This is a genomic window from Actinoplanes sp. NBRC 103695 (genome assembly GCF_030269485.1).
Classification (GTDB): Bacteria; Actinomycetota; Actinomycetes; order Mycobacteriales; family Micromonosporaceae; genus Actinoplanes.
On sequence record NZ_BSTL01000016.1, the window covers coordinates 205,359 to 231,989 of the forward strand.

At 72.1% G+C, this 26,631-nt stretch carries 23 protein-coding genes and 1 pseudogene; 15 read left to right on the forward strand and 9 right to left on the reverse strand.

All coding sequences use genetic code 11. The annotated features are described in order from the left end of the window. The first annotated feature begins 32 nt into the window (after window positions 1-32). Window positions 33-458, forward strand: coding sequence for a DUF1801 domain-containing protein (locus QSK31_RS28645; protein ID WP_285687548.1), 426 nt, complete (start codon window positions 33-35; stop codon window positions 456-458). Here the strand turns inward: QSK31_RS28645 and QSK31_RS28650 are convergent. Then, window positions 445-852 (reverse strand): hypothetical protein, encoded by a 408-nt coding sequence (locus QSK31_RS28650; protein ID WP_285687549.1) that lies wholly within the window; start codon window positions 850-852, stop codon window positions 445-447. The genes QSK31_RS28645 and QSK31_RS28650 overlap by 14 nt on opposite strands. A 257-nt stretch (window positions 853-1,109) precedes the next feature. On the opposite strand from QSK31_RS28650, the gene QSK31_RS28655 reads away from it, so the two are divergent. After that, the gene (locus QSK31_RS28655; RefSeq protein ID WP_285687550.1) at window positions 1,110-1,397 is read left to right on the forward strand and encodes a hypothetical protein; all 288 of its coding nucleotides are present in this window, start codon (window positions 1,110-1,112) and stop codon (window positions 1,395-1,397) included. Here QSK31_RS28655 and QSK31_RS28660 read toward each other — a convergent pair. The 3 genes from QSK31_RS28660 to QSK31_RS28670 are packed head-to-tail and all read right to left on the reverse strand — an operon-like array spanning window position 1,302 to window position 4,991. After that, on the reverse strand, window positions 1,302-3,233 hold the full coding sequence (locus QSK31_RS28660; protein ID WP_285687551.1) for a substrate-binding domain-containing protein: 1,932 nt from the start codon (window positions 3,231-3,233) through the stop codon (window positions 1,302-1,304). The two genes, QSK31_RS28655 and QSK31_RS28660, sit on opposite strands and share 96 nt — an antisense overlap. Window positions 3,234-3,284: 51 nt before the next feature. Further along, window positions 3,285-3,929, reverse strand: coding sequence for a class I SAM-dependent methyltransferase (locus QSK31_RS28665; RefSeq protein ID WP_285687553.1), 645 nt, complete (start codon window positions 3,927-3,929; stop codon window positions 3,285-3,287). Between the two features lie 54 nt (window positions 3,930-3,983). Next, window positions 3,984-4,991, reverse strand: a complete 1,008-nt coding sequence (locus QSK31_RS28670; protein ID WP_285687554.1) for an alpha/beta fold hydrolase — start codon at window positions 4,989-4,991, stop codon at window positions 3,984-3,986. 127 nt (window positions 4,992-5,118) lie between these two features. On the opposite strand from QSK31_RS28670, the gene QSK31_RS28675 reads away from it, so the two are divergent. From QSK31_RS28675 to QSK31_RS28715, 9 genes are all read left to right on the forward strand, one after another. After that, window positions 5,119-5,448 (forward strand): nucleoside triphosphate pyrophosphohydrolase family protein, encoded by a 330-nt coding sequence (locus QSK31_RS28675; RefSeq protein WP_285687555.1) that lies wholly within the window; start codon window positions 5,119-5,121, stop codon window positions 5,446-5,448. A 31-nt stretch (window positions 5,449-5,479) separates the two neighbouring features. Further along, window positions 5,480-5,692 carry a VanZ family protein gene (locus tag QSK31_RS28680; protein WP_285687556.1) on the forward strand — a complete coding sequence of 71 codons (213 nt, stop codon included), beginning with the start codon at window positions 5,480-5,482 and terminating at the stop codon, window positions 5,690-5,692. A 62-nt stretch (window positions 5,693-5,754) separates the two neighbouring features. Next, entirely contained in the window at window positions 5,755-6,294 is a 540-nt protein-coding gene (locus tag QSK31_RS28685) for a hypothetical protein (RefSeq protein ID WP_285687557.1), read from the forward strand. Beyond that, a complete protein-coding gene (locus tag QSK31_RS28690) occupies window positions 6,291-6,527 on the forward strand; it encodes a hypothetical protein (RefSeq protein ID WP_285687558.1) in 237 nt (78 codons plus the stop codon). The genes QSK31_RS28685 and QSK31_RS28690 overlap by 4 nt, the downstream gene beginning before the upstream one ends. Before the next feature lie 344 nt (window positions 6,528-6,871). Then, complete coding sequence (locus tag QSK31_RS28695) at window positions 6,872-9,703, forward strand: helix-turn-helix transcriptional regulator (RefSeq protein ID WP_285687559.1); 2,832 nt, start codon at window positions 6,872-6,874, stop codon at window positions 9,701-9,703. Window positions 9,704-9,720: 17 nt separating this feature from the next. Continuing rightward, on the forward strand, window positions 9,721-10,245 hold the full coding sequence (locus QSK31_RS28700) for an AAA family ATPase (protein ID WP_285687560.1): 525 nt from the start codon (window positions 9,721-9,723) through the stop codon (window positions 10,243-10,245). Between the two features lie 177 nt (window positions 10,246-10,422). Then, on the forward strand, window positions 10,423-13,524 hold the full coding sequence (glyS, locus tag QSK31_RS28705; protein ID WP_285687561.1) for a glycine--tRNA ligase subunit beta: 3,102 nt from the start codon (window positions 10,423-10,425) through the stop codon (window positions 13,522-13,524). A gap of 91 nt (window positions 13,525-13,615) precedes the next feature. After that, window positions 13,616-14,749: a glycerophosphodiester phosphodiesterase gene (locus QSK31_RS28710; protein WP_285687562.1), complete on the forward strand. Its 1,134-nt coding sequence runs from the start codon at window positions 13,616-13,618 to the stop codon at window positions 14,747-14,749. A gap of 387 nt (window positions 14,750-15,136) precedes the next feature. Further along, window positions 15,137-16,861, forward strand: coding sequence for an ATP-binding cassette domain-containing protein (locus QSK31_RS28715; protein ID WP_285687563.1), 1,725 nt, complete (start codon window positions 15,137-15,139; stop codon window positions 16,859-16,861). A 276-nt stretch (window positions 16,862-17,137) separates the two neighbouring features. Here the strand turns inward: QSK31_RS28715 and QSK31_RS28720 are convergent, their stop codons facing one another. After that, a complete protein-coding gene (locus QSK31_RS28720) occupies window positions 17,138-17,842 on the reverse strand; it encodes a helix-turn-helix domain-containing protein (protein WP_285687564.1) in 705 nt (234 codons plus the stop codon). 211 nt (window positions 17,843-18,053) lie between these two features. Here QSK31_RS28720 and QSK31_RS28725 point away from each other — a divergent pair, with 211 nt between their 5' ends. After that, complete coding sequence (locus QSK31_RS28725; protein ID WP_285687565.1) at window positions 18,054-19,043, forward strand: glycoside hydrolase family 113 protein; 990 nt, start codon at window positions 18,054-18,056, stop codon at window positions 19,041-19,043. A 155-nt stretch (window positions 19,044-19,198) separates the two neighbouring features. Continuing rightward, window positions 19,199-19,414: pseudogene (locus QSK31_RS28730) on the forward strand (YnfA family protein); the annotation flags it as partial. 184 nt (window positions 19,415-19,598) lie between these two features. Here QSK31_RS28730 and QSK31_RS28735 read toward each other — a convergent pair. The 3 genes from QSK31_RS28735 to QSK31_RS28745 form a co-directional block, all read right to left on the reverse strand. Next, the gene (locus QSK31_RS28735; protein WP_285687566.1) at window positions 19,599-19,928 is read right to left on the reverse strand and encodes a hypothetical protein; all 330 of its coding nucleotides are present in this window, start codon (window positions 19,926-19,928) and stop codon (window positions 19,599-19,601) included. 415 nt (window positions 19,929-20,343) lie between these two features. Then, window positions 20,344-20,997, reverse strand: coding sequence for a response regulator (locus QSK31_RS28740; protein ID WP_285687616.1), 654 nt, complete (start codon window positions 20,995-20,997; stop codon window positions 20,344-20,346). Window positions 20,998-21,166: 169 nt separating this feature from the next. Further along, window positions 21,167-22,282 carry a sensor histidine kinase gene (locus QSK31_RS28745; RefSeq protein WP_285687567.1) on the reverse strand — a complete coding sequence of 372 codons (1,116 nt, stop codon included), beginning with the start codon at window positions 22,280-22,282 and terminating at the stop codon, window positions 21,167-21,169. A 133-nt stretch (window positions 22,283-22,415) separates the two neighbouring features. On the opposite strand from QSK31_RS28745, the gene QSK31_RS28750 reads away from it, so the two are divergent. Then, a complete protein-coding gene (locus QSK31_RS28750) occupies window positions 22,416-23,123 on the forward strand; it encodes a hypothetical protein (RefSeq protein WP_285687568.1) in 708 nt (235 codons plus the stop codon). 367 nt (window positions 23,124-23,490) lie between these two features. Here QSK31_RS28750 and QSK31_RS28755 read toward each other — a convergent pair whose 3' ends face one another. Beyond that, on the reverse strand, window positions 23,491-25,008 hold the full coding sequence (locus QSK31_RS28755) for a sensor domain-containing diguanylate cyclase (protein WP_285687569.1): 1,518 nt from the start codon (window positions 25,006-25,008) through the stop codon (window positions 23,491-23,493). A gap of 88 nt (window positions 25,009-25,096) precedes the next feature. Here QSK31_RS28755 and QSK31_RS28760 point away from each other — a divergent pair, with 88 nt between their 5' ends. Beyond that, window positions 25,097-26,467, forward strand: a complete 1,371-nt coding sequence (locus QSK31_RS28760; RefSeq protein WP_285687570.1) for a UDP-glucose dehydrogenase family protein — start codon at window positions 25,097-25,099, stop codon at window positions 26,465-26,467. The last annotated feature ends 164 nt before the right edge of the window (window positions 26,468-26,631 follow it).

Genomic DNA, 26,631 nt, shown 5'->3' on the forward strand with positions numbered 1-26,631 from the left:
TCGAGCCGACGGCGTCGTCCTGGAGGTCGACCATGGCTGAACCGAAGACCACCGCCTCGTCGGCGAGCGCCGCCGACTTCCTGGACGCGGTGCCCGACCCTCGACGGCGTGCGGACGCGATCGCCGCCTGCGACCTGATCGCCGAGGTGACCGGCGCGGCGCCGGTGATGTGGGGCGGCAGCATCGTCGGCTTCGGCGCCTACCACTACCGGTACGCGTCCGGGCGTACCGGGGACTGGCCGGCGGTCGGGCTCTCGCCCCGGAAGGCGGCGCTGGTCCTCTACCTGTCCACCGGCTTCGACAGCGCGCGGTCGCTGCTGGACCGCCTCGGCCCGTACAAGATGGGCAAGTCCTGCCTCTACCTGAAGCGCCTCGACGACGTTGACCACGACGTGCTGCGTGAGCTGGTCGGCAACGCCTTCCGTTCGGTCGACGGCACGACGATCAACTCGAACTGACCGCCTTCTCGTAGAGCGCCTTCGCCTGCGGGGAGAGCCACGTGTAGTCCTTGAGCGCGGCCAGCACCTTGCTCGGGTCGTCCGGGAGTTTCTCCAGGGCGGGCCGCCGCTCCCCGGCCTCGGCCAGCGCACCCAGCTCGGTGCCGACGGCCTCGTCGAGATACGCCTGCGCCTGGTCGGAGAGGTCGCCCGGGTCGGCGCTGGGCTCGACGTCCTCCTCCTCGGTGACCTGCGCCGACGGGTCCGGGCCGCCGAACGGGTCGTCGCTCTCGGAGGTGGACGGAAAGATCGGGGCCGGTGGCGGCGGCAGCGGCGTCGGCGCCTTGTCGCTGCCACACCCCGCTAGCACCGAGGCGGCGATGACGACGAGTGTGCGGTAAACGATTCGGCCCATCCCGACATCCTGCGCATCGAGGAGCCCGGATCTCAAGATGAGCGGGCTATGGCGAAGAAGAAGATCGACAGGAGCTCCGCGATCTGAGCGGTCCGGCCGGGCGGTGCCGCGGCTTCCGGCGGAGGCCGTGACGTCGCGGTCACCCCGACGGGCGGCGAGTGCGATCTCGCCGGCCGTTTCCTGGATACGCTGCCCGCTCGATCGTGCGGAAGGGCGCCTGAACCGTGGTCAAGACCAATGATCCTCTCCGTGCGGCCATGCAGGCCACGCTCCGCGACGGGATGGGGCCGGTCAGCGGCGCGGCCGCCGGGCTTGCTCTCGGCGCGGTGGCGCTGCTGGCCGGCCACTCCGCCGCCGCGGCCACGGTGACGGGCGCGGCGATCGGGCTCGGCGGCTACCTCGCGTACGTGGCCAACGGCATCATCTGGAAGCTGAAGGCCGGCGCCGTCTCAGCCGCCGAGCTTCGCCCGGAAGGACGGCCGGACCGCGCTGGCGAAGGCGGCCGCGAAGGCCGCGGACAGCGACTTGGTCACGTCGACCTGTAGATCCTCCTCGTCGGTGGTGGCTCGCAGGATCTGCTGGAGCGGCGCCGCCTGGGTCTCGTCGGCGCAGACGCACACCGGGTACACGGGTACGGCCGCGACGTCGGCGCGCGGGTTGTCCAGCACTTCCCGCACGCTCTGGTCCCAGTAGTCGTCCTTCCCGTCGGTCATCACGACGACGGCGTAGATGTCGTCCGCACCGTCCCGACCGGCCGCTTTCCTGCGCGCCGCGACTCGCTGCTGAGCACCCAGGATCGCCTGGTAGAGCGGGGTGTCGTTGTCTTCCTTGCGGACCGCGAGCCCGGTCGCCGCCGCCGTGAACCGGGCCTCGTCGAACGGTTGCCACGTCGCCGGCCCGGTGCACACGGCCCGGCAGAGATCCACCGGATCGGGGCCCTTGGTCCCGCCGTTCTTCTTCGACCGGGCCGCGAAGCCCACGATCGCGAACTCGTCGTTACGCCCGAGCCACCCTTGGGCCCGGCGGAGCGCGTCGCGCACCTCGTCCATCCGGTTCTTCCCGCGGATCGTTCCCGGCTCGCCCATCGTCCCGGACTCGTCGATCGCCACCATCAGGTGCACCGGCCGGCGGCTGGCCAGCCAGCGGTCCCGGATGCCGGCGATCGCCGCGCCGTCGAGGTCCGGTGCGGTGGCGGTGGATCGCTGCGGCAGCACGTCGGCGCCCATCCGGCTGTTCAGGCCGGTGAGGCCCCCGGCCGGGAAGCGGTCGCCGTTGGAGTCCCGCAGGCCGGCGGCCGCCAGGAATCGCCGGGACGGTTCGGTGCGGATGAACGCGAGCAGGTCGTCGGCGGCCCGGCGCTGGTCGTCGGAGATCCCGGGCAGCCGGACGAAGGGGTGGTCCATGACCCAGTTGGTCTCGGCGTAGAAGGGCACCAGGTCCTCCGGCGTCCCCGCGACGCCGGACCGGCACGGGGTACGCGGGTTCGGGGCGCCGCCCAGGTTGTCGGTGTCGTACTGGTACATCAGCGACTCCTGGATGATCACGGCGCTGGTCGTGCCGCCCCAGTCCGGGCTGCCGCAGCGCGCCTCGAAGCGCAGGCCGCGCATCATCTGGGTGCCGTCCGGATCGATCACGCCCGGGACCAGCCGCTCGATGCGGCGCAGGTACTCGGGGACGGCCGCGTCGGGCACCCGGCCGGCCGCCGCGGCCTGGGCGACGGCGATCAGCGCGAACAGCCCCGACGTCGACTCCACCGGGTCGTCCTTGGTCAGCGCGAACCCTTGCCACTCCTTGCGGCCGCGGCCGAGCAGGCCGTCCCGCCCCCACCGCAGGGGTTTGCCGCCGACCACGAGCCGGTCGAGCAGCGACCAGTCGAATCGGGCGCCGGCCGCGTCCAGCCCCTCCTGGAACGCGACGGCCTTGCTCCGCGGCATCGCCAGCACGAGAGGGCTCCGCGCCAGCGACTCGGCCGCCCCGGGCGCCGGCGCCGCGGCCGGGTTCTCGTGCCGCAGCAGCGACACCCACGCCGACGAGGTGGGCAGCCACACGTCGGGCCGGCGCCGTTCGCCGGTCCGCCCGGTCCAGTTCGTCGCCAGCGCCCGCGCGGCGGTCCCCGAGGTCAGCGCGGTCAGCGAGATGTCGGCGCATCCTCGGCGACCGTCCGCGAGGGCGAACCGCCGGCCGCCCGCGTGGTAGGCGCCGACGATCTCGTCCATGGCCTTGGGTGACTCCGGCACCCCCGACGCCTTCTCGGTCGACGAGGACACCTGCAGCGCGATGCGCTCGCAGGCCCGGGCCCCCGGCCGCAACATGACGACGACGACGGCGGAGACGACTACGACGACCAGAACGCAGGCCAGTCCGGCAACACGAGACTTCACAGCGGCCATCGTCGACCGCCGAGATCCACGTTTGCGGACAACCAGTCCGATTCAGGCGTGGGCGACGCCGGCGATCTGGGTGTTGAAGGAGACGAACGGGGAGTGCAGCCGGTACGGCTCGATGTCGACCCGGGCGAACCCGGCCGCGCGCACCAGGCCGGCCAGGTCCCGCTCGCACGAGCACCCTTCGAAGACCCAGGCCCACGGCCGGCGCAAGGCCCGCTGGAGCGCGCGCGTGGGGCTGCCGTCGCGGGCGGCGACGTGCTCCACGAAGCGGAAGGTGCCGCCGGGCCGCAGGACGCGACGGACCTCGGCCAGGACCTCGGCGGGGTCGCTCACCGTGCAGAGCACCAGCGAGGAGATCACGCTGTCGGCGCTCCGGTCCGGGAGTCCGGTGCGCTCGGCGACACGGTCGCGGAGATCGAGGCGTACGCCGCGGCGCTCGGCGGCGGCCCGCAGCCGCCGGTGCATGGCGACGTTGGGTTCGATGGCGACGAGCGTGGTGCCCGGGTGCAGGTGGCGCAGGTTGGCGCCCACCCCGGGGCCGAGCTCGACGACCGTCCGCGGCAGGCCGGCGAACACGCGCCGCTTCTGCCGGCGCACGTTCCATTCGATGTACGGGCCCAGCACGCTGAAGAACGCGGCGTTGAAGGGTCCACGCGCACGGTGCAGCTCGAAGCCGGTTGTTGAAGACATGGCCACACTCTGCGCCGATCCCACCGGCGAATCAGGCGTGGAACTACCCCACTGTCAGAGCTGTGCGCTGAACCACGCGGCGATCTGAGCACGGGACCGGAACCCGAGACGCAGGCGGATCCGTTCGACGTGCCCCTCGGCCGAGCGCTCGTCGATGCCCAGCCGAGCCGCGATCTCCCGGTTGGTGCAGCCCTGGCTCACCAGCTCCGCCACCTCGCGCTGGCGTGCCGTCAGCCCACCGCCGGCGGACCGTGCCACCGGCAGGCCGAGGAACCGGCGGACCACGCGCACCAGCGCGTCCCGGTCACCCGCGTAGGGGAGGTGCGATCGGCCGGGCAGCAGTTCCAGCCGGGCGCCGCCGATGCCGGCGGCGAGGGCCTCGGCCTGTGCGACGGGCGCCGCGCGGTCGCCGGTCCGATGCACCACCAGCGTCGGCGCCCGGACCCGGCCGAGCTGGTCGCCGACGTCGAGCTCGTAGCTCAGCGCCAGCAACGCCCGGGCGGTCGCGGCGCTCGAGCAGGCGCGCTGGTAGCGGGCGAGCTCGGCACGGGTCGCACGGTCGGCGTCGGGGGCGAAGATGTCGGTCAGCACGTCCGACCCCAGACCCCAGTGCGATTCGATCAACCCCAGGACATGATCGCGTACGCCGGGCCGGGAAAGCTCGCGACCGCGCACCCAGCCGCCGTAGAGCACCAGCCGCCGGACCGTCTCGGGATGAGCCGCGGCCCAGGCCACCGCCACCGGCGCGCCCATCGACGTGCCGATCAGATCGAACGGCTCATCCAGCGTCCCGGCGACCGCGGCCAGCTGCTCCAGCTCGAACGCCAACGACGCCGGGCGGTCCACGGCCGCCGACAGCCCGCACCCGGCGCGGTCGTAGCGCACGAGCCGGCCGCCCCGCGCCAGCGCCTCGTAGAGCGCCCGCTCGGCCGGCAGCTCCCAGCTCAGCCGGAGATGCGTGAGCCACCCCATCACGTAGACCAGCGGCCGGCCGGCGCCCGCCGAGGCGTACGCCACGGTCGTGCCGTCGGCCAGCGTCGCCTGGTGGAGCCGCTGTTCCACCAGGTCATTGTCGCTCACCCCGGGGGCTGGGCCCCCGGCTGGCGTCTGGTGCACGCCGGCCGAGCCTGCGAGCGCCGGCCGGCGTGATGTCCGGGGCGCCGCGCCGGTACGGCCATACTTGTCCGCCATGAACCTGGACGAGTACCAGCGCGGCGCCCTGCGCACCGCCGCTCCCCGTGACAAGCGCAACGAGCTGCTCCACCTGGTGCTCGGCCTGGTCGGCGAGTCGGGCGAGGTGGCCGAGAAGTTCAAGAAGTGGGTCCGCGACCTGGACAGCGACGAGTCGCGGCTCGACCGTTCCGACATCGCCAAGGAACTGGGTGACGTGCTCTGGTACGTGGCGGTGCTCGCCGACTACCTCGAGTTGTCGCTGGACGGCATCGCCACGGCCAACCTGGCCAAGCTGGCCGGCCGCCAGAGCCGGGGCGTGCTCGGCGGCAGCGGCGACAACCGCTGACCGATGATCTCCACGTTCCTGGTCGAACATCGTGCTCTTCGTCGCGCCGGTGCTGCTGGCGGGCGTGGCCACGCGACGCCCGCTGGTGGTCATGGTGGAGGTGTTCCAGGCGGCCGTGCCGGCGCTCGGCCGTTCCTGCGACTCCGGCGACTGGATGACCAACACGATCGGCGCCGTCATCGGCGCGCTGCTGGCGTTGTTGTCGCTGGTGCTGGCTCGCTACTGGTCACGCCCGGCTTGCTGAGCGCCCCGGAGCCGCCCGTCCCGATGGTTGGCATGAGCTCGCCGACCATGGAGAGTGGCTCCATGACGTGCATCGTCGGGATCACGGACGGGCGGACCGTCACCATCGGCGGGGACTCGGCGGGGAGCGACGGGTGGCACGTCGCGGTGCGGTCGGATTCCAAGGTGTTTCAGGTGGGTCCGTACCTGATGGGCTTCACGACCAGCTATCGGATGGGTCAGCTCCTGCGCTACTCCCTGACGGTCGGCGAGCCCGACACCTGGGACGTCGACCGGTTCATGGCGACCTCGTTCATCGATGCCGTCCGTGAGTGCCTCTCCACGGGCGGCTATGCGAGGACCGAGGACGGCCAGGAGCAGGGCGGGCAGTTCCTCGTCGGCATTCGTGGCCGCCTCTACGTGGTCGGCGACGACTATCAAATCGGGCACACGATCTCGGGTTACGCCGCCGTGGGGTCCGGCTACCTGGTCGCCCTGGGGTCGCTGCACTCCACGGCCAGTTCGCCGGCCGGCGGTCACCGGCGTGCGGTGATGGCGCTCGAGGCGGCGGCCGAGCTGACCGAGGGCGTGCGGCCGCCCTTCACCGTGGTGCAGTCGGAGTGAGATGCGGCTCGGAGGAGAAATGGGTCGGCGTCTTCTACCAGGTTCGGATCACCGGCGGTGATCTGCGACCCGAGCCGAACGGCGAGACCGCCGAGTCACGCTGGATCCCGGCGTCCGATGTGGCGGGCCTGCGCCGATCGTCGCTCGTCGACGTCGGGCTTTCCCTGGCTCAGACCCTCCCTGTGACCGGCCATGTCGCTCCCGTGGCGGTCGGCGGGCGAATCCGGCACTGAGCCCGGGCGGGACGGACCACCCGAGACCGGCGGTCGCTGCACGGCCCGGACGGGCCGCTCAGGTCGCGGAGCGGGAACGGTGCTGTGCTGTGCGCGTACCGGAAAAGGTTTGTCAGGCGTCGCGTAGCCGGCGGAGAGTGTCGGCCGGGAGCATCGCGTCGCAGTGGGGGAGAGCGGCGGCGACGGCGGCTACGCGGGGTTCGAAGCCGGGGGCGCGGCGCGTGGGTTGAGCTAGGCCATGGCACGTGTCAACGGCGACCTAAGCAACTTGCTCAACCCGCGTGCCGCGCCAAAACAGCGATGGCGTCTTGCCCTTTCCGTCATCACCGCGTAACACTGACGACATGGAATTTGCATCACGTGTGCAATATTTCGGGCCGGACGCCGACGCCGTGATCGCGCTGGTCGACAAGGGTGCGCCCGGCGGGGCCCTGGTGCTCAGCGGTCCCACCGGCAGTGGCAAGAGCACGCTGCTGGAGGCGATCGCGGGCGAGTGCCGCGAGGCGCGGTTGGTGCGGGCGGATCCCGGCGAGACCGACATTCCGTACGCCGGACTCCAGCGTCTCGTCGGCCCCGACCTGCACCGGGCCGACGGATTGCCCCGATGGCAGCGCGACGCGCTCCGGCAGGCCGTCGAGGGCATGCCGATCCGGGCCGGCCGCCTCGCACTCGGCCTGGCCGCGCTGGGGGTGCTGCGAGAACGAACGTTATTTCTGCTGGTCGACGACGCGCACCACCTGGACCATCCATCCTGGGAGGTGCTGTCCTTCGTGGCGAGGCGGTTGCCCGGCGAGACCGTCACACTCGTTGCCACCGTCCCGCCCGGGCATCCGGTCGGCGGCCTCCCGGTGCGCCGGCTCGCCCGCTGGGACGCCGCCACCTCCCGGCGGATGCTCGCCGCCACCGTGCCCGGCCTGCCCGCCGACGTCGCGGCCGCGGTCGCCGACCTGGCCGGCGGCAGCCCCGGAGCGCTCGCCGACCTGGCCGCCGGCCTCACCCCGGCGCAGCGCCTCGGCGACGCCCAGGCCCCGGTCACGCTGCCCCGGCACAGCGCCGTGGCCGCTGCCTTCCGCGCCACCCTGGACGGACTGCCCGCGGACACCCGGCGGCTCGTCCTGATCGCCGCCGCCGCGGACGACCTGCGCCCGTCCGACCTGCACGCCGCCGCGCTGGCCCGCGGCACCGGACTGGACGCGCTCGCACCCGCCGAACGGGCCGGGCTGATCTCCACGTCCGGGCCGGTGGTCACGTTCGCCGAGCCGGTCACCCGGGCGGTCGCCTACCACGACGCCCCGCTCGCCGACCGGCGCGCGGCGCACGACCTGCTCGCCCGTACCCTCGCCGCCGGAGGCCGCAGACTGCCCGCGCTGATCCACCGCGCCGCCGCCACCGCCGGGCCTGACGAGGGTCTGTCCCGCGCGCTGATCGAGTCGGCCGCCGGCGCCGCACCGCGGGCCGCGGCCACCGCCCTGGAACACGCCGCCCGCCTCACCGCCTGCCCGGACGCCGCAGCCGAGGCCTCCCTCGCCGCGGCCCGCCAGGCCTGGACCGGCGGCCAGCGCCACCGAGCCGCCCTCCTCCTCCGCGCCGTCCCGGCCGTCACCCCCGCCGCCGTGGGCGCTCATCCGATCGGTGCCGGTGCCGGTGCCGGTGCCAGTGCCACTGCCGGTGCCAGTGCCAGTGCCACTGCCGGTGCCACTGCCAGTGCCGGTGCCAGTGCCGGTGCCGGTGCCGGTGCCGGTGTCGGTGCCAGTGTCGGGGCGGCTCGGCTCGACGCGGAGATGCGGCTGCGTGACGGCTCGGCCGCCCTTGCCGGCGACGCCCTGCTCGACCACGCCCGCCGGCTCGCCGGTCACGACGTGTCCGCGGCTGCCGAAGCGCTGGTCCTGGCGGGGGAGACCCGCTACCTGGCCGGGCGGCACGACCGCTACCAGGAGATCGCCCGCGAGATGGCCGCGCTGCGCCACGAGGACGGCCCGCCGGAGCTCACCCTCGCCTTCTGTCACGTGGCGGGCCTGGCGGCGATGTTCCGTGGCGACCACGCGGCCGCGTTCCCCGAGTTGCGCAGGGTCGTCGAGCTCGCCGACCACGTCCCGCAGCCGGCCGCGCTGATCCGGGCCGCGATGGCCGGCCTGCTGACCGGCGACGGCGCCCCGGCCGCCGACCTCGCCGCCCGCGCCGTCGCCCTGGCCCGGGCGCGGGGCGAGGCCGCGCTGGTCCCGCAGGCGCTGGAGGTATCCGCGTTCGCCGACCTGTCCGCCGGCCGCTACGAGGCCGCCACCACCGCCGCGCTCGACGGGGTCGCCCTCGCCCAGGCGTGCGGCCAGCCCCGCCTCGCGCAGAGCCTGCTCGGCACCCTGGCCGTGCTCGCGGCGCTGGCCGGCGACCGGGAGACGTGCCGGCTGCGCATCCGCGAGGCGGCCGTCCGGGACGGCGCCGAAGGCCCCGACCAGGCGCGCGGCCTCTGCGAATGGGCGCTGGCCGTGCTCGACCTGGTGCACGACCGCCCGCAGGCCACCCTGGACCGGCTGCGCCCCGGCCTGGTCGCCGCCGCCGAGCACGGCAACGTCGTCCTCCAGGTGGCCGCCACCCCGCACCTCGCCGAGGCGACGTGGCGCTGCGGCGAACTCGAACCGGCCGCCGACGCCGCGCTCAAGGACGCCTTCGAGGGCTGGGCGGCGATCACCGGCAAACCGGCCTGGCTCGCCCTGCGGGCCCGCTGCCAGGCCCTCCGCGCCGTCGACGAGGACGAGGCCGGACAGCACTTCCGCGAGGCCCTCGACCTGCACGCCACCGCCGATTTCCCCCGGGCGCACACCGAGCTGCTGTACGGCCGCGAACTCCGCCGTCGCCGACGCCCCGGCGCGGCCCGCGACCACCTGCGCAGCGCCCTGGAAACCTTCCACCTGCTCGACGCCCGCCCCTGGGCCGAGCAGGCCGACGGCGAACTCCGCGCGGCCGGCGAACATGTGGACCGCACGGGCACGGCCGGCCTCCCGCTGACCGCGCAGCAGGAGCGGATAGCCAGGCTGGTGGCCGACGGCGCGACCAACCGCGAGGTGGCCGCCCGCATGTACCTGTCCCCGCGAACCGTCGACCACCACCTGCGCAACGTCTTCATCCGGCTGGGCGTGCGCTCCCGCACCGAGCTGGCCCGCCTGATGGTTTCGGCCTGACACTAATCTCGGAGCCCATGATCGTATGGCTCAACGGGACGCACGGCGCGGGTAAGACGACGACCAGCGTATTCGTGCAGCGGCTGATCCCGGACTCGCGGGTGTTCGACGCCGAGCAGGTCGGCGTGGTGCTCATGGACATCAGGCCGGGGCTGCCCGAGACGGACAACTTCCAGCACTGGCCGCCGTGGCGTCCGCTGGTCGTGGAGACCGCCCGCCGGGTCCTCGACTACACCGGCGGCACCCTGGTGATTCCGATGACCGTCCTGGTCGAGCAGTACTGGCGGGAGATCAGCGCGGGTCTCGCCGACCACCGGATCCCGGTGCGGCACTTCGTCCTGCACGCCGACCAGGAGACTCTGCGCGCGCGGATCGCGGGGGAGCACGTCATCCCGTCCCCGTTCCGCCTCAAGTACCTCGAGCCGTACGCCGAGGCGGCCCGCACGTGGCTGCACGCCGAGGCCGAGGTCGTCGACACCACGCACCTCACGCAGGCCCAGTCGGCCGAGCAGATCGCCGATTCGCTCGGACGAACGTGCTGAGGCCGGTCACCGCGCGACCGGCGATCAGGGAGTTGATCTCGGACGCGAGGAACTCCCGCACCCGGGTGACGGTCGCGGACTCGTCAGCCGAAAGCAGGTCCTGGAAGCTGTAGAGGTCACCCACGAGAGACATAACCCCTGCATTCCCGAGCATCGGGCTGCCTAGACTTCCGTTCCATGCTCACCATGCAGGACGCGCTCGCCCGGTTGCTCGCCTACTGGACCGATCAGGGTTGCCTGACCGTCCAGCCGATGAACACCGAGGTCGGCGCGGGCACGCTCAACCCGGCCACCTTCCTGCGGGTGCTGGGCCCCGAGCCGTGGCGCGTGGTGTACGTCGAGCCGAGCGTGCGCCCCGACGATTCCCGGTACGGCGAGAACCCGAACCGCATCCAGACGCACACCCAGGTCCAGGTGATCCTCAAGCCGGAGCCGGGCGACGCGCAGGAGCTCTACCTGGGCAGCCTGGCCGCGATCGGCATCGACGTGGCCGCGCACGACATCCGGTTCGTCGAGGACAACTGGGCGTCGCCCGCGCTCGGCGCCTGGGGCCTCGGGTGGGAGGTGTGGCTGGACGGCCTGGAGATCACCCAGTTCACGTACTTCCAGCAGGCCGGCGGCGTCAACCTGGACCCGCCCGCGGTGGAGATCACCTACGGCGTCGAGCGCATCCTGATGGCGTTGCAGGACGTCAGGCACTTCAAGGACATCGCGTACGCCGGCGGCGTCACGTACGGCGAGGTGTTCGGGCAGGCCGAGTACGAGATGTCCCGCTACTACCTGGACGACGCGGACGTCGGCACCAACCGGGCGCTGCTGGAGCTGTACGCCCGCGAGGCGCAGCGGATGATCGACGCCGGGCTGCCGGTGCCCGCGCACACGTTCGTGCTGAAGTGCTCGCACGCGTTCAACGTGCTGGACTCCCGCGGCGCGGTGTCGACGGCGGACCGCGCGGCCGAGTTCGCCCGGATGCGCCGCCTCGCCGGTGAGGTGGCCCGGCTGTGGGTGGCCCGGCGCGAGCAGCTCGGCCACCCGCTCGGCGTCGCGGCGAAACCCGCGCGGGCTCGTGCGGTGCCGGCTGCCGAGGGCGGCTCACGGCCGCGGACCTTGGCCTTCGAGGTGGGTACGGAGGAGATGCCGCCGGCCGCGGCCACGGCGGCGGCCACCTTCTTGAAACAGCGGCTCACCGAGCTCCTGGGCGGCACGCGGCTGACATTCGGCGAGGTCAGGGTGGCCGTGACGCCGAGGCGGCTGATCGCGATCGTGCCCGAGGTCGCGGCGCGGGAGAACGAACGTTCTTTCCGCGTGAAGGGCCCCCGCGTCGGCGCGCCGGACCGCGCTCTCGAGGGCTTCACCCGAGCTCAGGGAGTTTCGTCGCTGGTCGTCGACGACGGCTACCACTACGCCGAGCGGCACGAGACCGGCCGGACCGCGGGCGCCGTGCTGACCGAGGTCCTCGGCGAGGTGGTCAAGGGTTTGCGCTCGGCCCGCAACATGCGCTGGAACGACCCGTCGCTGTCGTTCACCCGCCCGATCCGCTGGCTGCTCGCCCTGCTCGGCGACGACGTGGTGCCGGTGGTGGTGTCCACGCTGGCCGCCGGCCGTGAGACCCGGCTGCTCCGGGACTCTGCGGAGCCCGTCCTCACGGTGGCGTCGGCCGAGTCGTTCATGGAGGCCATCTCGGTGAACGGCATCGTCGCCGACCCCGAGGACCGTGCCGAGCTGATCGCGACCGGCGCGCAGGACCTCGTCTACCCCGACGGCCGCGCCGACCTCAGCGGCCTCCTCGAGCAGGTCACGCACCTGGTCGAAGCCCCCAACCCGCTGCTCGGCACCTTCGACGAGAGCTACCTGTCCCTGCCGGCCGAGGTGCTCACCACGGTCATGCGCAAACACCAGCGCTATTTTCCGGTACGCGACGAGAACGGCACCCTCCTGCCGATGTTCGTGGCGGTCGCCAACGGCGTCGTCGACGTGGAGCAGGTGCGGTCGGGCAACGAGGCGGTGCTGCGCGCCCGCTACGAGGACGCGGCGTTCTTCTACCGCGCCGACCTGGCCGTCCCGCCCGCCGAGATGCGGGCGCGGCTGGCCCGGCTGACCTTCACCGACAGGCTGGGCTCGATGGCCGACCGGGCGGATCGCATCGGCCGCCTCGCCGTCTCCCTGGGCTCCGCCGTCTCCGTCGGCTCTGCCGGCTCTATCGGCTCTGCCAGCTCTATCGGCTCTGCCAGTTCGCCGGGTTCCGCTGTTTCCCCCGGTTCCGTCACTTCTCCGGGTTCAACCTCTTCTCCGGGTTTCGCCTCGGCGACGCTGGAGCGTGCCGCCGAGCTCGTCAAGTTCGACCTCGGGGCGCAGCTGGTCACCGAGATGACCAGCCTGGCCGGGGTGATGGCGCGCGACTACGCCTACCAGGCCGGGGAGAGCCGCGCGGTAGCCCAGGCGCTCTACGAGTGCGAGCTCCCGCGCAGCGCCGGAGACGATGTGCCGGCATCCCTGCCAGGGGCGTTGCTGTCGCTGGCCGACCGGCTGGACCTGGTCGCCGGGCTGGCCGCGACCGTAGGCCTCCCGACCGGCAGCAGCGATCCGTTCGCCGTACGCAGAGCGGTCCTGGGCCTGATCGCCGTGCACCGCAGCCAGCCGGCGCTCGCGTCGCTCAGCCTGACCGACGCCCTGGCCCGCGCGGGCGACCTGCAGCCCGTGCCGGTCACCCCGCAGATCGTGGCCGACGCAGCCGAGTTCCTCGCCAGGCGGCTGGAGCAGCAGCTCACCGAGGAGGGCAACCCCGTCGATCGGGTACGCGCGGTGCTCGTGCACGCCGGCCGTCCGTCGGTGGCCGACGCCGTGCTCGCCCAGCTGTCCACGCTGTCCGGCGACGCGGCGTTCCAGAGGCTGGCGGCGGCCCTGACCCGGGCGCGGCGCATCGTCCCCGCGTCGACCTCAGCCACCTACGACCTGGCGCTGCTCACCTCGCCTGCCGAACTCGACCTGCACGAGGCCGTCTCCACCCTCACGCCCCCTTCTCCCGCCACCTCCACCCTCGCGCCTCCGGCTGCTGCCGGCTCGGCCCCCGTGCCCTCTTCCCTTGGCGGCTCCGCGCCCGTTGATCTCGTCGCTTTCACCGCCGCCGCCGGGCCGTTGGTGTCCGCGGTGGATCGGTTCTTCGACGAGGTGCTGGTGATGGCCGAGGACCCGGCGGTGCGGCAGGCGCGGCTCGGCCTGCTGGCGCGGGTACGTGACCTGGGAGAGCCGTTGCTGGACTGGCCGCAGCTGCGCCTCTGACAGTTCCCGGATCAGCTACGTCCACGCCACCTGCGCGTCGGATCGATCACCTTGGCTCGGTGTCGCTCGTACATCGTCAAGGAGGACCATCGTGGCTGACCGCCGTCAGGTGCTGCGCTACGGCGCGCTCGCCGTTGCCGCACCCGCCATCGCCGCCGCCGTACCCGCAGCTCCGGCCGTGGCCGCCCCGACATGGGCTCCGACATGGGCCGGACCGGCCGGGCCGGCCACCCGCCGTGGCCGCAAGCACATCGTGGTGGGTCACCGTGGCGCGTCCGGCTACCGTCCCGAGCACACCCTCGCCTCGTACGAGCTGGCGGCCCGGCTGGGCGCCGACTTCATCGAGCCCGACCTCGTGTCCACGAAGGACGGTGTGCTCGTCTGCCGGCACGAGCCGGAGATCGGCGGCACCACGGACGTGGCGTCGCATCCCGAGTTCGCCGACCGGCGGCGCACGGTCCTGCTCGACGGCGTGTCGGTGACCGGCTGGTTCACCCACGACTTCACGCTGGCCGAGCTGCGGACGCTCCGGGCCACCGAACGCATCCCCGCCGTGCGCCAGCGCAACACCCTCTACAACGGGCTGTTCCCGGTGCCGACGTTCAACGAGGTGCTGGCCCTGCGCACGCGCCTGTCCCGGGAACTCGGCCGGGAGATCGGCGTGTTCCCCGAGACCAAGCACCCCACGTACTTCCGCGCGCTCGGCCTCGCCTTGGAGACCCCCCTGGTCCGAGCCTTGCGCAACCACGACCTGGACCGGGCCGCCGCCCCCGTCTACGTGCAGAGCTTCGAGGCGGCCAACCTGATCGCCCTGCGCCGCGTGCAGAAGGTCAAGGCGCCCCTGGTGTTCCTGACCAGCGGCAGCGGAGGCCCGTTCGGCGACTCCCGTACGTACGCCGACTACCTGACCCCCGCCGGCCTGACCGAGCTGTCCCGCTGGATCGACGGCCTGGGCCCGGAGAAGTCCCAGGTCCTGCCCGCGACCCCGGCCGACACCCCCACCCCGCTGGTGGCCAACGCCCACGCGGCCGGCCTCAACGTCATCCCGTACACCTTCCGCGCCGAGAACCAGTTCCTCCCCGCCCACCTGCGCGCAGGCACCGACCCCACCGCCTACGGCAGGGCCATCGACGAGCAGGTCGCCTTCTGGAACGCCGGCGTCGACGGCCTCTTCACCGACATGCCCGACATCGGCGTCCTGGCCCGTTCCCTCGTCCACGTCTGACCTGAAGGTCCGGCCGTGCGGGGAATTCATTCGCCCACCCCGCACGGTCCGGAGTAATGTCGCGATCATGCGTTCAGGCATCGCTTCGATGAGGCTCCGCACCCGCCGCTGACGGCGGCGCGTCGAGCCCTTTCCGCCCCGCCGTCCCGGCCCTCCCGCCGGGCGGCTGACGAGGCTGCCCGGCTCCCTTCGGAGCTGCGGAGCATTCCCGTGCCTACCTCTTCCCATCCTGTAACCGCCCTGCCTACCGGCGATCCCGTTGTAACCGCCTTGCCTACCGGCGATTGTGGAGACTTCCGCGGCCCGGGTGCCGTCGCCGGACGTCGTGCTCACCTGCGCGCTGTCGACGTCAGCGTTACCTTGGGCGCCCGCCGTGTCCTCGATCGGGTGTCCGTCACCGTTTCCGCACGATCCCGCCTGGCGATCGTCGGCGAGAACGGCCGCGGCAAGACGACCCTTCTGCACGTCCTCGCGGGATCCCTGACACCGGACACCGGCACGGTCCAGCGGGCCGGCACCGTCGGGCTCGCCGAGCAGGCCCTGCACGTCGGCCCGCCTGCCCCGCTCGACCAACCGGGCGGTGACGCGTCCTCTCCTCACAACCGGCCGGACGGTGACGCCTCTCTTCCTCACAACCGGCCGGGCGGTGACGTCCCTCTTCCTCACGACCAGCCGGGCCGTGACGCGCGGCGGCTGACCGTGGGTGACCTCACCCGGGCGGCATTGCGTCCCGCATACGAGGCCCTGACCGAGTTCGACCGGGCCTCCGCCGATCTCGCCGCCGGGACGGCCGGGGCGGACGACCGTTACGCGGAGGCGCTGGAGGCGGCGACCATCCTGGATGCGTGGGACGCCGAACGCCGGGTGGACATCGCCCTGGCGGCCCTCGACGCCTGCACCGATCGCGCGCGCGAGCTGGTCACCCTCTCGGTGGGCCAGCGTTATCGCGTACGCCTGGCCTGCCTGCTCGGCGCCCACCACGACCTGCTCCTGCTGGACGAGCCCACCAACCACCTGGATGCCGGCGGCCTGGCCTTCCTCACCGAAAGACTGCGCTCGCACGCCGGAGGCCTGGCGCTCGTCAGCCACGACCGTGCCCTGCTCCGCGACGTGGCCGAGGAGTTCTTGGACCTCGACCCGAGCGAGGACGGCGCGGCCCGTTTGTACGCCGGAGGCTACGACGGCTGGCAAGCGGCCCGGTGCCGCGACCGGCGGCGCTGGGAGCAGGACTTCGAAGAACAGCAGGCCGAACACCGCCGGCTGACCACGGCCGTCGACCAGGCACGCGACCGCCTCAGCACCGGATGGCGCCCGGACAAGGGCACCGGCAAGCACCAGCGCCAGTCCCGGGCGCCGGGCGTGGTGCAGGCGCTCCACCGAGCCCGCCAGGCCCTCGACGCACACCGGATCACCGCGCCCGAGCCACCGCCGTCGCTGCGCTGGCCGGACCTGGCCACCCGGGTCGGCGCCGACGATCAGCCCCGGACCGGCCAGGTCCCCGATCGACCGGGTGCTGGTCCGGCCCGGGCTGACGAGTTCCGAGCCAGCGATGCGCTGATCCTGGCCGACGAGCTCCGAGTCGGCACCGCGCTGGTCCGGGCCGACGAGGTCATGGTCTCCGGCCGCCTGCACCGGCCGGTCACATTGACCCTGAACAGCGGCGGCCGGCTGCTCGTGACCGGCCCGAACGGCAGCGGCAAGAGCACCCTGCTGTCCCTTCTGGCCGGTCGGTCGCGTCCCACCGGCGGCCGGGTTCACCACCGGCCGGACACGCGCATCGCGCTGGTGGCCCAAGAGGTCCCCGAATGGCCGGCCGACGCGATCACGGCCGACCTGCTGCCGGGCGACACGATGGGTCTGCTGGACCGCGAGGCCATGCGTACCCCGGCGCGGCGCCTCTCGCAGGGCCAGCAGCGAAGGCTGGATCTCGCGATCAACCTGGCCACACGGCCCGACCTGCTGATCTTCGACGAGCCCACCAACCATCTGTCGGCGGTGCTGGTCGACGAGCTGACCACGGCGCTGCTGGACACGCCCACCGCGATCGTGGTGGCCACCCACGACCGCCAGTTGCTCGCCGACGTGGCCGGCTGGCCCCGGCTGAATCTCTGACGTGGCCGGTGTGACTGAGCGCGCTTGATGGCGGTTTGGCATGCAAGCTGGCGGCAGCAAGGGTGTCGACCAGCCTTTGTCGCTGAGCCGAAGCACGGTAGTTGTCACACAGGCGGGCATGTAGTCACCTGCGCGGTCGGACCGTTCTGGTCGATCTTGAGGGTGAGAGGCGGTCGGCAAGTCGGGCGAGAGTGTCGATCGGCATCGCCTTGACGGTGTCCGGGGTGGCCGTCGCGAACGGCATCGGATGCACGTCCTCGCGAAGCTCCGCGGCCCTCAATCGCCGCCCGCGGACACCCGGTGCTGTTGCGCGAACCGGATGATGGTGTCGCCCAGTTGTTCGAGGAATCGACCTGCCACGGCCAGTCGGGCCCCGGCGAGGGTGCCGCTCCCCAAGATGTCGGCGCCGCGCAGCACGGTCGCGGCCAGCCGCTGGTTGGCGCGGACGTTGACGACCGCGGACCGGATACCCGCGTCCTCGTCGAGGAAGTACCGATGGCGCCGGCTCCGGCCGTCGCGGCTGCGGCGTATCAGCCCGTGCTGTTCCAACAGCCCGACCGCGAGCGAGATCGTCGCCGGGCTGACCCGGAGTTGCCCCGTCAGCTCGGCGGTGGTGGCGCTACCGGTCTCTGCGGTGAACAGACAGGCCAGCACTCTGGCGGCGGTGCGCGGCATACCGGTGTCGATCAGGGCCGCGGTGAGATCGGCGACCAACGCGATCCGCGCGTCTGGATCGGGGCCGGCGGGTACGCCCGGGGCACCCCGGGCTGGAGCGTGCGGTCGGCGCCGACCGCGTCGGACGGTAGCCAGCTGCGCCAGCTCCGCGCGGTAGCGGCCCGGTCCGCCGTTGCGAGCCACCTCGCGGCTGACCGTGGATGTCGGGCGGCCGAGATCGCCGGCGATCTCGGCGAAAGTGAGCCCCTGCGCCAGCCCGGCGGCGATCCGCTGCCGGTCGGCGCTGGTCAGCCTGGGCCCGGGCATCCCGTTCGCCCCCCATCCGGTCCGCTGGCCACCAGTATGGGTGCCGATCGCCGTCCGTTGCAAAATGCGTGCATTCGCCGACACCGTCATTGCAATCACAACTACACCCTTGAACAGCGGAGATACCGACTCCCGACGCGGGCTGGGTGGACCGAGATTCGACCCGTGCCTAACGTTTGGTTACCTGTTCAGCAACCGAGAAGGAGCATTCGTGCGTGCCAAGGGCATCACCTACGACACCGGATTCACCCCCGGTGGGCGGAGCACCCGGCCCGACTTCAACCCCGGCGAAGTCAAGCAGGAGATGCGGATCATCGCCGACGATCTGCACTGCGACGCTGTCCGGATCACCGGCGGCGACCCCGAACGGCTGTCGGTCGCGGCCGGGCACGCCGCCAACGCCGGGCTCGAGGTCTGGTTCTCCCCGTTCCCCTGCGAGCAAACCGCCCAGGAATTGCTGCCCTACTTCGCCGACTTCGCCGACTTCGCCGACTGCGCCGACCGGGCCGAGGCCGCCGGCGCCGCGGTCTTCGTCGCCGGATGCGAACTGAGCCTGTTCGACGCGGGCTTCCTGCCAGGGGCCGACACCTTCGCCCGGATCAAGTCCCTGTCCAGCGGCGACCCCGAGGCGGTGGGCCAGCTCGCGGACGCCTCCGCCGCCATGAACACGCTGCTCGCCGAAGCCGCGGCGACCGTGCGCGGACGGTTCCGTGGCAATATCACCTACGCCTCCGGAACCTGGGAGGACATCGACTGGACGCCCTTCGACATCGTGGGCGTCGACGCCTACGTCGATCCCGACGACCCCGGCTTCCAGCCGGCCGTGCAGGAGTTCCGCCGGCACGGCAAACCGCTCGCGGTGACCGAGTTCGGCTGCTGCACGTACCGGGGAGCGGCTGCGCGTGGCGGCATGGGCTGGGACATCGTCGATCACGACGCCGATCCGCCCCGCATTCCCGGCGACCATGTCCGCGACGAGGAGGAGCCGGCCCGCTACCTCCGCCGTCTGATCGGCGCCTTCGACCAGGAGGGTGTGGACACCGCGTTCTGGTTCACCTTCGCGAGCTACAACAGCCCATACCACCCCGATCCGCATCTGGACCTCGACATGGCCGGATTCGGGGTGTGCAAGGTGCTGCCCGACGGTCGTCTCGAACCGAAGCGGACCTTCCACGCCATGGCCGAGCTGTACGGGAAGTAGCGGTCAGAGGATCTCGGCGGCCAGCTTGACTCGGTCGGACTCCAGCACCGGGCCTTACCCAACGGCCAGGTCCGGAGTGGACGGCGGGCGGTGGCCTAGGAAGCCTGTCAGCCAGACCAGGTAGTGACTGAGCGGCAGAGCCGTATTTCTCCCGGGGCATCGCCGCACTCGGCACCTACGGCTTCGTCGCCACCCTGCAGGCCGACGCCGACTTCGGCCGCATCCTCGTCGCCTACGGCGGCGTCTTCGTCGCCGGCTCCGTCGCCTGGGGCGTCGTGGTGGACAAGTTCCGCCCCGACCGCTACGACCTGGTCGGCGCTGCCATCTGCCTACTCGGCGTCGTGGTGATCATTAACGAGCCCCGGCATTGACCTCACGTCGTCGCAGCTCATCGACTCACCCAGGGTCTGCGGCGGTGGGAAGGGCGGCGGCCAGTCCCCTGTGGCGCCGGCGATCATCCCGTCCGAAACGGTTCGTCCGGACTCCTTGAAGCGGCCCGATTCCCGTGCCGCACCGTCAGTGCCGACCACGTCGGGGGTATCCGGGGCGAGGTTGCTACTGGTCGGTCTCGGCGTCTAGTTGGGCGATGAGCTCGTCGGTGTAAGACGTCAGCCGTTGCCGAAGCCACGCGTAGGTGCCGTTGCGGTGGCAGATGTGCTGCCACCGGTGCTGGATGTAGTGGGCGAGTTCGCGATCGCCGCGGGGACGACGTCCATTGGGCCGGGTCTGTGGGGAGAAGATGAAGTCGCCGTGGGTCACCCGGGCCCAGGCCCACGCGGCGTTCGGCCCGCTCAACACCGCCAGCTCGGCGACCTTCGCCCGCAACCGGTCCCGCAACAGCGTTCGCGCCGGATCGCGCCGGATCGTACGCGGTACGCGGTTCACCCGGCTCCGCCCGCAGCCGATCACCACTACGGAACCCGGTCTCCGCCTCCGACACGTGCGCGAACCGCAACCGCACCACCCGCTGCTGGTACTCGGTCATGTCCTCCATCCCGGGCGGCTGAACTCCACCAGCGCCGGCCCGCGGCGCCTGCGCGTCCCGCGGGGTCGTCACCGCGACCCGCTTGCCCGGCTCGCCGGCCACACCGCTGAACGGTCCGACAGCTGCGCCGCCAAGTCCACGCCGAGGCGCCGACACCACAGCAAGTGCAACACCACGCCGGCTCTGACTTCCCCGTGCGGACCGCCCGCTTCGTTGACAGCGATTCAGTGCCCGGCGCGGAGGTCATGTCAGGGCCGTGACCAGGCCGGATCATGGGCCGTGACCCGGTGAGGTCTGGGCTGTGGACGGGCCGGGTCATGTCTGGGCCCTGACCAAGGCGGTCTCGTAGGCGACGACGACCAGTTGCGCGCGGTCGCGGGCGTGCAGTTTGGCGAGCAACCGGCTGACGTGGGTCTTCACTGTCGGAAGGCTGAGCGTCAGATGTCTGGCGATCTCCGTGTTGGACAGACCTCGGCCGATCAGCTCGAGCACCTCACGTTCCCGGTCGGTGACCCCGTCCAGCCGCTTGCCGAACGCCCGCGCCGGCCGTGGCTCCGCAGTGAACGCGGCGATCAGTCGCCGGGTCACCGCCGGCGCCAGCAACGCGTCCCCGCGGGCGACGACCCGCACCGCCGCGACGAGCTCGGCCGCTCCGGCGTCCTTGAGCAGGAAGCCGCTGGCGCCGGCACGCAGCGCGCCGTACACGTACTCATCCAGGTCGAAGGTGGTCAGCATGAGCACCCGCACGTCCTCGGTCTCCGCGCAGATCTGCGCGGTCGCCTGAATGCCGTCCAGGTCGGGCATCCGCACATCCATCAGCGCCACGTCGGGCCGCTCACGAAGAGCCATCCGGACCGCGTCGCGCCCGGTCGCGGCCTCGGCGGCGACAACGAAGCCGGGCGTCGCCTCGAACAGGACCCGTAGACTGTCCCGCAGCAGCGTCTGGTCATCCGCGAGAAGCACCCGGATCGGGCCACCGTCCGCGCCGTCTGAGCCGGTCTCGTCTGTGCGGTCCGGGCCGGTCTCGTCTGTGCGGTCCGGGCAGGGGATGTTCGCGCGGTCCGGGCCGGACCCGGCTGTGCGGTCCGGGCGGGAGGCGCCCGCGCGTTCCGGGACGGGCACGCCCGCGCTCCTCGGGTCAGTCACGGCTACGCGCCGGGTCCGGGAGGTGGGCGATCACGGCGAAGCCGCCGCCGGCCGCGGGACCGGCGTCGAGGCGGCCACCGACGGCGGCGACGCGCTCACGCATCCCGCGTAACCCGTGGCCGCTTCCGCCGGCCGAACCCGTCCGGACATCGTCGGCGGCACCAGCCGGTCCGTGTCCGCTTCCGTCCGGCAGGGAGGCGGCGGCGACGCCGTCGTCGACCACCCGCACCTCGACGTGGGCCGGCATGGCCGTGATGGTCACGGTGCAGCGCGTCGCGTCCTTGGCATGCCGGATGACGTTGGTCAGCGACTCCTGCACGATGCGATGGACGACCGGTCTCATCCCGGCTGGGAACGCGTCGGCGATCAGCTCGATCGCGAGGCCGGTCTGGGCGACCCGCTTGATCAGGGTCCGAAGCTGGTCGTCGCCGCCCGGCTCGCCGTCGCGGAGCAGACCGACAGCCCTCCTGATCTCCACCAGCGCGTCTCGCCCCGACTCCTCGATGACCGCCAGCGCGCTCGTCGCCTCCTCCGGCCGGACCGACACGACGTGCCTGGCCACACTCGCCTTCATGGTGATCATGCTGAGGTGATGGGCGACGGAGTCGTGCATGTCCCGGGCGATGCGCAGCCGCTCATCGGCCACCGCCCGTTCGGCCCGCTCGGTCGCCAGCCGGTCCGCCAGCCGGCGTCGACGACGGACCAGCCGGCCGATCACCCAGGGGACCGCCACGGCGGGGAGGGCCACCAGCGGTGTCCCCGGCTCCCAGAATCCCAGCGCCCCGGCCGTCGCGATCCCGGCCGCCAGCGCCGGAATCGACCACGACCGGTGGACCGCCACGCCGACCGAGTAGAGCGGCAGAGCCGCCGCCGCGCAGAGCACCGCTCCCGCGTACACGGGAATGGTGCCTGACACCAGCAGCGCCGCCGCCGACCCTGTCATCGCCGCGGCCGCCGCCAGCGGCCATCGACCCCGGACCGCGACCGGAACGGCGACAGCGGTCACCAGGAGCCACTGCCACCACGCGAGCGGCCCGGTCTCGCCGGCCGCCCACGCGGTCGACAGCAGCAGGAGGGCTGCCGCCGCGCTATCCATCAGCTTGGTCACGCCGCCAGATTAGTGAGCGTGGAGGACGCTGCCATCAGACTCAGGGCGGTCATCCTGCGGGACCATGCCGGGTCGCAAAGATGAGACCCCGGTCAGACGCGGACCGGGGCGCCACCGCGAGAACGTTTGCGGCATGACGAATCAGCGACCAGCTTTCCCCGGGCCGTGGCTCGGCGGCATCTCCCTGATCCTCGGCCCGGCTCTGATGCTGACCGGCATGCTGCTGCGCTTCGGTGTTCCGTTCTTCTTCCCGCACCAGCTCGCCGCCTATCAGAACCGGCCGGGGCTGATGGGTGCCGCCTACGCGGTCTTCCTGGCCGGGGTGATCGCCCTCTGGCCGGGCGTCATCGTGGTGGCCACGCGCATCGCCGAGACGCGTCCGGGCTGGGCGGTGTGGGGCGGTGCGCTGGTGCTGAGTGGCCTGTTCGCACGGACGTTCCACGGTGGAGTCAACACGTTCGCGCTGGCGCTGACCGACAGCGCTGGTGTGGATGCCGCGACCAAGGCGGTGGCGTCCTATTACACGTTTCCGGAGTGGGTCGTCTCGAGTCTGAGCATGAGCGTCATGGCAGGCTGGATCGTCCTGGCCATCGGCGGACTGCTGTCACGCGTGCTCCGGCCCTGGTCGGCCGCGGCTCTGGCACTGCCGGCGGGCCTGATGATCGGCGTGCTGAAGGGCGCCGATTGGCTGACGATCGTCGAGCTGATCGGGCTCTCCGTGGCTCTCGTCCCCTTGGGGGTGGCCGAGCTGCGCCGGGCTCCACGTCCGTCCCATCGGGCGGCGGCGCCTCTGGCCGTGCTCTTCCTGGCCGCGTCGGTGGTGCTCGGGCGGCTCGGATGAAGCTCGAGTCGAGGTCGGCTCGGATGCGGCCGAAGCCAGGGCCAAGGCCGGAGCCGAGGAGGCCGGAGCCAGGACCAAGGCCGGAGCCGAGGAGGCCGGAGCCTCACTGCGTGCCTGTCCTACTACTCGCGCCTGCTCCTACTACCGCTCGCGCCCGGCCATGCTCGCGCCCGGCCACGCCCGGTCACGGCCGCGGGCGGCGGCAGTGACGGTGAGCGGGCACCCAGGCGCCTGGCACACCCGCATCGACCCACCGCCGCGCGATGGCGGCGGCAGCGACCGTGACCGGGCCGCATGGCAACCCGGCCCGACCCGAGACCCAGCGGAAACGCCGGCAGCAACGCCAGACCTTCACACCGAACGGTGTTCAGCGCGCCAGCCGGACGCCGCCGCCGTGGCGCTTGGCGCGGTACATCGCCGCGTCCGCGCCTCGGAGGAGATCGGGCATGCCGCCCGCATAGTCCGGGAACAGGGCGATCCCGATGCTGGCGCCTACCTTGATCTCCTGGTCGTCGACCCCGTACGGCTCGCACAGGCGCTCGTGGATGCGCTCCGCCACCGCGAACGCCCGCTCCTCGTCGGCGTTGCGGGTGAGGAGAACCGCGAACTCGTCGCCCCCGAGGCGGGCGACCAGGTCGTCGTCGCGCAGGGTGCTGAGCAGGCGGCCGCCCACCTGGTGCAGGAGGGCGTCGCCGGCGTGGTGGCCCGCGGTGTCGTTGACCTGCTTGAAGCCGTTCAGGTCCAGGAGCAGCAGGGCCATGCGGTTGCCGGTGGCGCCGGCCAGTTCGATCGCCTCGTCGGCGCGGTCGAGCAGGTGCGAGCGGTTGGGCAGGCCGGTCAGTGCGTCGTGGAACGCCTGATGGGTCAGGTTCTGCACGTGCGCGGCCTCGGCCTGGCGCATGCGGGCGCTGTCCACGATCAGGGCGCCCTCGACGGCGAGCTGGCGGGCCAATGTGCGGTCGTGTCCGGTCCACTTCCGGCGTCGGCTGCTGTCGCCGCAGACCACCATGCCCACCGGGGTCGTGCCGGCCAGCAGCGGGATGGCTACGCACGAGCGCAGGTGCATGGCCTGGGCCAGGCCGCCGGAGCGGACCTGCCCGTCGACGGCGTCGCTGATCAGCGCGGGACCACCGCCGACCACCGAGCGCCACACCGGCGACTTCAGGGCCTCCTTGCCCACGACTGCCGTACGGATGGCTTCGGTCTGCTCGTCGTTCATGCCGACGCCGATCGCGTGCATGATCTTGCCGTCGGAGTCGATCAGGGTGAGCGCCGCGTGCTCGGTGCGGAAGGCCGCCGACACGGTCTCGGCGAGCACCCGTCCGGCCTCCTCGACGCTCGTCGTGAAGGTGCCCTCCTCGAAGAGCCGCCGGGTAGCCGCGGTCACGTGCGCGACCATCTGGCGGCGGCGTTCCGCGTCCAGCGAGAGCAGGGTGGTGGCGACATGCAGAGCAAGAGCGCTGACGACGTACGGCTGGAGCGCCCCGGGGTCACCGCCGGCGAGGACCAGCACCCCGACGGTCTGGCCGCCGGCGCGGAGCCGGATGCCGAGCCGGTCCCGGTCGATCAGGGCGCCACCGCCGGCGGGGGCACGGAAGACCCGGAAGGCCAGGGCGCCGTCCTCGCGGTCGTCGGCGGGGCCGGCGACCACGCCCAGCGTGCCCTCCTCGGAGTCCAGCGCGAAGATCGTGATGTGATCCAGGCCGCACGCGTCGAGGTGGCCTTGCACGAGGTCGATGAGAGGTTCGATCGCCGGGGTGTCCCGGGTCATGAAACTCACCAGCTCGCTGAGCATCGCCACCTGCGGTTCGGGGGCATGCTGCGGCTGCGGCGCGGGCGTCTCGAGCACCGCGCCGTTCGGGAGCACTCCGCTACCCACGGTCATGGCTGACACATCGGCAGTCCTCGGCCCGGCTTGAGCGGTCCGGCGTCGGCTACGGTGTCGGTTGCCGTGGTGAAAGGGGACGACTGTCATGAAGGTGTGCGTGGTCGGCACAGGCTACGTGGGGCTCACGACCGGGGTTAGCCTGGCTTTCCTGGGACACGACGTGACCTGCGTCGACCTGGACGAGAACAAGGTGCAGACCCTGCGGGCGGGCCGGTCCCCGATCTACGAGCCGCACATGGAGTCACTGCTGGGGGAGGCCGCCGAGCGGCTCACCTTCACCACCGACTACTCCGAGGGTGTGCCCGGCGCCGAGGTGGTCTTCATCGCCGTGCAGACCCCGTCTCTCCCGGACGGCAACCCTGACCTGCGATATCTCAGCAGCGCCGCCGAAACGGTCGGACAACACATCTCGGGCGAGGGCGAGTTCACCGTGGTGGTGAACAAGTCGACCGTGCCGATCGGCAGCAGCAACTGGGTGGACTCGATCCTGCGTGAGGCGTTCGAGCGGTCGCACGGCCGGCGTGCGGACGGCGAGTTCACCGTGGCGTCGAACCCGGAGTTCCTGCGCGAGGGCGTGGCGATCTTCGACTCGCTCTACCCGGACCGGATCGTGGTCGGCTCGGACAACCCGCGCGGCCTGGACGTGCTGCACCGCTTGTACCGTGCCGTGCTCAACCAGACGTTCACCCCGCCCACCTTCCTGCCCCGGCCGGGCGAGGTCGGCGCCGTGCCCATGGTCTCCACCGACCTGGCGTCGGCCGAGCTGATCAAGTACGCGGCGAACGCCTTCCTGGCCACCAAGATCAGCTTCATCAACGAGGTGGGCCGCCTGGCCGGCAAGGTCGGCGCGGACATCACCCAGGTGGCGCGCGGTATCGGCCTGGATGCCCGGATCGGCCCGCGGTTCCTGGAGCCGGGTGTCGGCTGGGGTGGCTCGTGTTTCGGAAAGGACACCGCGGCGCTGATCACGACCGCCGAGGAGTACCACCACGACATGCCGATCGTGCGCGCCGCCCGCGAGGTGAACGCCCAGCAGCGCTCGGTGGTGGTCGATCAGCTGCTGTCCGAGCTGCGCATCCTCAAGGGACGCAAGATCGGGCTCCTGGGGCTGGCGTTCAAGCCGGACACGGATGATCTGCGTGATTCGCCCTCGGTGGACATCGCCCGCAAGCTGATCTCGCGCGGCGCCCGGGTGACCCTGCACGACCCGGTGGCCTCGGACCGGTTCCGCGCCCAGCACCCGGACCTGGCCGGTCAGCTGGCCGACTCGATCGACGAGGTGTTCGACGACGCGGACGCCGTGGTCCTGGTGACCAAGTGGGATCAGTACCTCGACCTGGACTGGGGCAAGTTCACCGGCATCATGCGCAAGCCGGTGCTCCTGGACGGCAGGCACTGCCTGGACGCCGCCCGGCTGGAGCGGCTCGGATACCGCTATCTGACGACGGCGGGCTGAGCAAACCGGCGGCCGGGGCAAAACCGGCGGCGGGCTGAGTAAAGCGGCGCAAACCCTTCTATCACGGTGTAGAACATCGGCGAGCATCACATCGAACCTTGACGTTGCCTGCGCAACATTGTTGAAATGTGTTTGCTCATGGCCGTCCACGATCGCTCCCGACA